Source organism: Dietzia sp. DQ11-38-2 (genome assembly GCF_014145055.1).
Classification (GTDB): domain Bacteria; phylum Actinomycetota; class Actinomycetes; order Mycobacteriales; family Mycobacteriaceae; genus Dietzia.
In genome coordinates, this window is sequence record NZ_JAALDW010000094.1 from 2,581 (window position 1) to 8,632 (window position 6,052).

At 69.6% G+C, this 6,052-nt stretch carries 5 protein-coding genes; 2 read left to right on the forward strand and 3 right to left on the reverse strand.

Annotation, left to right across the window (positions count from 1 at the left end; genetic code table 11):
• Positions 1 to 14: 14 nt before the first annotated feature.
• On the reverse strand, positions 15 to 2,567 hold the full coding sequence (clpB, locus tag G6026_RS03620) for an ATP-dependent chaperone ClpB (RefSeq protein ID WP_107757455.1): 2,553 nt from the start codon (positions 2,565 to 2,567) through the stop codon (positions 15 to 17).
• Positions 2,568 to 2,783: 216 nt separating this feature from the next.
• Positions 2,784 to 3,398 carry a malonic semialdehyde reductase gene (locus G6026_RS03625; RefSeq protein ID WP_182612288.1) on the reverse strand — a complete coding sequence of 205 codons (615 nt, stop codon included), beginning with the start codon at positions 3,396 to 3,398 and terminating at the stop codon, positions 2,784 to 2,786.
• Positions 3,399 to 3,525: 127 nt separating this feature from the next.
• Here G6026_RS03625 and G6026_RS03630 point away from each other — a divergent pair, with 127 nt between their 5' ends.
• A complete protein-coding gene (locus G6026_RS03630; protein WP_107757456.1) occupies positions 3,526 to 3,825 on the forward strand; it encodes a hypothetical protein in 300 nt (99 codons plus the stop codon).
• Between the two features lie 75 nt (positions 3,826 to 3,900).
• On the forward strand, positions 3,901 to 4,692 hold the full coding sequence (locus G6026_RS03635) for an ROK family protein (protein ID WP_107757457.1): 792 nt from the start codon (positions 3,901 to 3,903) through the stop codon (positions 4,690 to 4,692).
• A 3-nt stretch (positions 4,693 to 4,695) separates the two neighbouring features.
• On the opposite strand, the gene G6026_RS03640 is transcribed toward G6026_RS03635, so the two are convergent.
• On the reverse strand, positions 4,696 to 6,052 hold a 1,357-nt coding region (locus tag G6026_RS03640), incomplete at its 5' end, for a DEAD/DEAH box helicase (protein WP_182612289.1).

Consider the following 6,052-nt stretch of genomic DNA (forward strand, 5'->3'; position numbering starts at 1 on the left):
CTATCCGGACATCATCAGCTCAGCGTGAGCGACTCCCCGTCCTCGGCGAGGGAGACCCGCACGGTGTCGCCGTCGCGGATGTCGCCGGCGAGCAGCGCCCGGGCGAGCTTGTCGCCGATCGACTGCTGCACCAGCCGGCGCAGCGGGCGGGCGCCGTAGGCGGGATCGTAGCCCCGCCGGGCCAGCCAGCCCTTGGCCGCGTCGTCGACCTCGAGGGTCAGTCGACGTCCCTTGAGGCGCCGCGCGAGTTCGTCGATCTGGATGTCGACGATCGACTCGAGTTGCTCCTCGCTGAGCGCGTCGAAGACCACGACGTCGTCCAACCGGTTGATGAACTCCGGCTTGAACGCGCGTTTGACCGCGTCCATCATCTGCTCGCGCGAGCCACCCGCGCCCAGGTTCGACGTGAGCACGAGGATGGTGTTGCGGAAGTCCACGGTCCGGCCCTGGCCGTCGGTGAGACGACCGTCGTCGAGCACCTGCAGGAGGATGTCGAACACGTCCGGGTGCGCCTTCTCGACCTCGTCGAGCAGCACGATCGTGTACGGACGCCGGCGCACCGCCTCGGTGAGCTGCCCACCCGCCTCGTAGCCGACGTACCCCGGAGGGGCACCCACCAGACGCGAGACGCTGTGCTTCTCGGAGTACTCGCTCATGTCGATCCGGACCATGGCCCGCTCGTCGTCGAACAAGAACTCCGCGAGCGCCTTGGCCAGCTCCGTCTTACCCACGCCCGTGGGGCCGAGGAAGAGGAACGACCCGGTGGGCCGGTTGGGGTCGGCGACCCCGGCGCGAGCCCGGCGAACGGCATCGGACACGGCCCGGACCGCGTCGCCCTGGCCGACGACCCGGCGCGCGATCTCGTCCTCCATGCGCAGGAGCTTCTCGGTCTCACCCTGGAGCATCTTGCCCACGGGGATGCCGGTCCAGGCGGAGACCACCTCGGCCACGTCCTCGGGCCCGACCTCCTCCTTGAGCATGGCGTTCGAGGCGGCCTCGCTCTCCTCCGCCTCGGCGAGTTGCTTCTCCAGCTCGGGAAGCCGGCCGTAACGGATCTCGGCGACGCGCGCGTAGTCGCCGTCGCGCTCGGCCTTCTCCGACTCCGTGCGCAGGGCGTCGAGCTCCTCCTTGACCTTCTGCACGCCCTGGATGGCGGTCTTCTCGTTCTGCCAGCGGGCGGTCAGTTCGGCGAGCTTCTCCTTGGAATCGGCGAGTTCGGACTGGAGGGCGACCAGACGGTCCTTGGACGCGGCATCGGTCTCCTTCTGCAGCGCCACCTCCTCGATCTCGAGCCGACGCACGATCCGCTCGGCGGCGTCGATCTCCTCCGGTCGGGAGTCGATCTCCATCTTGAGCCGACTCGCGGCCTCGTCGACCAGGTCGATCGCCTTGTCCGGGAGGAACCTCTGGGTGATGTAGCGGTCCGAGAGCGTGGCCGCGGAGACCAGCGCGGAGTCGGTGATGCGCACGCCGTGGTGCACCTCGTAGCGCTCCTTGAGCCCGCGCAGGATGCCGACGGTGTCCTCGACACTCGGCTCCCCCACGTAGACCTGCTGGAAGCGACGCTCCAGGGCGGCGTCCTTCTCGATGTACTTGCGGTACTCGTCGAGAGTGGTGGCACCGACCAGCCGGAGCTCGCCGCGGGCGAGCATCGGCTTGATCATGTTGCCGGCGTCCATCGACCCCTCACCTGACGCGCCCGCGCCGACGATGGTGTGGATCTCGTCGATGAAGGTGATGATCTGGCCCTCGGAGGCGGTGATCTCGTCGAGCACGGCCTTGAGCCGCTCCTCGAACTCGCCGCGGTACTTGGCACCCGCGACCATCGAGCCCAGGTCCAGCGAGAGCAGGGTCTTGCCCCTGAGCGACTCGGGCACGTCGCCGTCGACGATCCGCCGGGCCAGGCCCTCGACGATGGCGGTCTTGCCCACGCCGGGCTCGCCGATGAGAACCGGGTTGTTCTTGGTGCGGCGGCTCAGGACCTGGACCACGCGCCGGATCTCCGAGTCGCGTCCGATGACCGGGTCGATCTTGCCGTCCCGTGCCCGGGCCGTGAGATCCGTGGAGTACTTCTCCAGCGCCTGGTACTGGTCCTCGGGGTTCTCGGTGGTCACACGGGTGTTGCCACGCACCGCGGCGAATGCCTTCTTCAGCGCGTCCTCGGTGGCGCCGAGCTCGTTGAGGAGCTTGGCCGCGTCACCGCCGGTGTGGCCCGCCGCGATGCCGACCAGGACGTGCTCGGTCGAGACGTAGTCGTCGCCCATCTCGGTGGCGAGGGTCTGGGAGAAACTGATGACGGCGAGGGCGTCGCGGTTGAAGTTGGGGGCGGCCAGCCCCGAACCGGACGCGCTGGGGTAACTCGCGGTGAGGGCCTTGGCCTGGCTCAGAGCCAGCTTCGGGTCCACGCCACAGGCCTGCAGCAGGGGCGTGGCGATCCCGTCCTGCTGCTCGAGCAGTGCCACGAGGAGGTGTCCCGGACGGACATCCGGGTTCCCTGCCGCCGAGGCGGATTGGACGGCGGCCGACAGAGCCGCCTGGGTCTTGGTCGTGGGGTTGAACTGGCTCATCGACCGGTCCTTTCTTCGACGTGTTCTTGAGCGTACTCGGATCAATACCGGCCCACAGCAGGACCGGACAGTACGTAGAACCTCGCGAGCCTTGAGTCTATTCCGCTCAAGTTAAGAGATCGGGGACGAATACCGACACCACCGCAGCCTTCGCCCGCGCTGGGCCATGGCGACCAGTTCGCGCTCCGCCTGGTGGGAAGCCTCTGACGATCCCCCTCAAAGGGTGGTGACGACCTCGTCGTAGTCGAGCCGGGGCAGTCGGTCGAACCAGGCGTTCTCGGCCGGTGTGCCGATGTTGATGGCCACCAGGACACGATGGCGGCCGTCGGGGAAGAACTCCCGGGCGATCGCCGGGGCGTCGAACCCGGTCATCGGCCCGGCGGCGAGACCCGCAGCGCGGATGCCCAGGATGGTGTACCCCACCTGCAGGCTCGCGTTGAGCTCGGCCGCGCCGGCCCGCGCGGCCTCGTCGGAGAACAGGTCACGGGCCCCGGGGAAGTGGGGGAAGAGCCGGGGCAACTCGTCGTGGAAGTCCACGTCAGCGGCGAGTAGCGCGACGGCGGGGGCGGAGGCGGTCTTTGCCCGGTTCCCCTCGGCGAGGTGCGGGAGCAGGCGGGCCTTGGCCTCCTCGGAGCGCAGCACGACGATCCTCAGCGGCTGGTTGTTCATCGACGTCGGCGCCCACTTGACCAGGTCGTAGATCGCGCGGAGTTGCTCGTCGGTCACGGGCTCGTCGGTGAACGCGTTAGCGGAACGGGCCTGGCGGAAGAGCAGGTCCTGAGCAGCGGAGTCCAGCTGTAGGGAGGCCTGAGCCTCAAAAGATGTTGTCATATCTACTAGAACTCGGGAAGGGCCCATCCGAATCCCGGCCGAACGGTGACGTCCGTCACCCTGCGGGCCTACGCTCACCTCATCATCCGCTCACCTCATCGTCGTCGTCACGCTCCGGAGGTCCGCCATGCCCACCCGCCACCGCCCCGCGATACTGACCGCCACCGCGACCGCCGCCGCGCTGTCCCTGGCCCTCGTCTCCGGCTGCGCCGCACTGGACCCCAACCAGGGCGGTGACACCACCTGCGCCGATTACATGGAGATGCCGCCCGAGGACCAGCGCGAGGTGATCACCACCTTCCTCGACGAGAAAGGACAGTCTGATCCCGCCGGCATGGAGGTGACGCTGAACCAGGAGTCCGCCAAGCTGTACTGCAGCACCGTGGGCCAGGCGAGCGACCCGATCCGCAACATTGACACGGGTTAGTCCCCACCACACCCATTCGCCCGCCCGCTACGAACTATTGGTGACAATGGTCGGAGTGGAACAGGAGGCGATCTGATGAGGAACGGCGTGGTCGTCGACATCGGCGGCAGCGGGACGCGCATCGGTGCCGTCATCGACGGCCGTGTGGTCGGGGTGCACGGGGCCGAGGTGGCCACCGCAGAGGACCTGGCCGGCGTCATCCGCGCCGTCGATCCCTCCCCCAGCGGCGTCGGCGTCTCGGTGAGCGGACACGTCGACGCCGACCGCGGGGTCATCGAGGCCTCCCGGGCCGCCGCCTGGGCTGAGGGACCGATGCGCTCCCAGTTGGTCGACCTCCTGGACGCCCCGGTGTCCGTGATCGGCCACGGCGATGCCCATGCCCTGGCCCTGACGCAACTGCCCGACGTCGAGTTCGGTGGCATCGCCATCTCGCTGGGGACCACCCTGTCCTTCGGCGCGCTCAACCGCCACGGTGCGCTCATCCATCCGTGCGGCCACACCGGGTGGGACCTCGGTCACTGGCGCCTGGTCGTGGACGGCGGCACCACCGAGGCGTGGTGGGGCCTGGGCGGGCACGGACTCTACGACCTCGAGCGGGAACACGGCGACGGCGCCGCCGAGATCTACGCCCATCGAGTGGGATCCTTCGTCGTCGACGCCGTCCAGCTGTTCCGGCCCCGCACGGTCCTGCTCACCGGCGGGATCGTTGTGGGCCTGGGCGAGGCTCTGCACGGGCCGGTCGCCGAGCAGCTGCACACGCTGCCGCACACGATTCCGGCGCCGCGGGTCGTCTTCTCCCCCTCGCGGGACACCGCGCTGTTCGGGGCCGCGGTGGCCGCGGGGTTGGCGATGCCGGCGGTGCGGTGACCCCTACTCGATCAACCCCCGCAGGTCCTCGGCGGTGAGCGCGGCGGAGAAGTGCTCCCCGCTGTCCAGCACGGAGGCGAAGAGCTCGGCCTTTCGGCGCTGGAGCTCGATGACCCGTTCCTCGATGGTGTCGCGGGCGACCATCCGGTACACCAGCACGGGCCGGGTCTGACCGATGCGGTGCGCCCGGTCCACGGCCTGCGCCTCGGTGGCCGGATTCCACCAGGGGTCCAGCAGGAAGACGTAGTCGGCGCCCACGAGGTTCAGTCCCACTCCCCCGGCCTTGAGGCTCAGGCAGAACACCTGCGCGCCGCCCTCGGTGAACTCGCCGACGGCACCGGCCCGGTCGGTGGTGCTGCCGTCGAGGTGAGCGACGGTGATCCCTTCGGCGTGCAGTCTGTCGACCACTGTGTCGAGGTAGCTGGTGAACTGGCTGAACACCAGCGCCCGGTGCCCCTCGGCCACGACTTCACGCAGCGAGGCGACCAGCTCGTCGGTCTTGGCGGAAGGGATGGAGGAGTGTCCCGGGTCCACCAGCGAGGGGTCCAGGCACAGCCGTCGCAGGACGGTCAGCCCGGCGAGGATGCTGATGCGGTTGGAGTCGAAATCGTCGAGCAGCGCCAGCAGCGAGGCCCGCTGCCGGGCGAGTTCGCGTTCGTAGACCCTCCGGTGCGCAACCGTGAGCTCGACCTCCAGCACCGCGTCGGTCCGGGGTGGCAACTCTCCGGCCACCAGCTCCTTGCGGCGCCGCAGGAGGAACGGCCGGAGTCGGCGGCGCAGGCGACGCAGTGCCTCCGCGTCCCCGTCCTTCTCGATGGGGGTCCTGAACAGCGCGCGGAAATCCGCGGCGTCGGGCAGGACTCCGCGGCAGGACAGGGCCGCGATCGCCCACAGCTCGGTGAGGTTGTTCTCCATGGGGGTGCCGGTGACGGCGAGCAGGAAGTCCGCGCGCAACACCGCGAGCGCGGCGAACAGCTTGGACGAGGGGTTCTTGGCCTGCTGGGCCTCGTCCAGGATCACTCCGGCCCACCCGATCCCCGCGTAGGCCTCGGCATTGAGCCGCAGCACCGTCGCGGAGGTCACGACGAGGTCATGCGCGGACGCGTCCTCGGCCACGGTGGTGGGCGACGTGGTCTCGGTGGCGGAGCGGCGGGCCACGCGCAGTGAGGGCACGAACCTGCGGGCCTCGGCCTCCCAGTTGGGCACCACGGACGAGGGCGCCACCACGAGGAACGGCCCCGGGGAGTCGGAGACCGCCTCGGCGACCGTCCCGGCGCCGGAGGCGGGGCGGTCCTCATGAGCCTCGTGCGCGTGAGCGATCAGCGCGAGCGCCTGGACCGTCTTGCCGAGCCCCATGTCG

What these genes read in the sequence shown, in the direction of transcription:
- clpB (WP_107757455.1), bottom strand. Translation starts at nt 2,567, where the DNA reads ATGAGCCAGTTCAACCCCACGACCAAGACCCAGGCGGCTCTGTCGGCC.
- G6026_RS03625 (WP_182612288.1), bottom strand. Translation starts at nt 3,398, where the DNA reads ATGACAACATCTTTTGAGGCTCAGGCCTCCCTACAGCTGGACTCCGCT.
- G6026_RS03630 (WP_107757456.1), top strand. Translation starts at nt 3,526, where the DNA reads ATGCCCACCCGCCACCGCCCCGCGATACTGACCGCCACCGCGACCGCC.
- G6026_RS03635 (WP_107757457.1), top strand. Translation starts at nt 3,901, where the DNA reads ATGAGGAACGGCGTGGTCGTCGACATCGGCGGCAGCGGGACGCGCATC.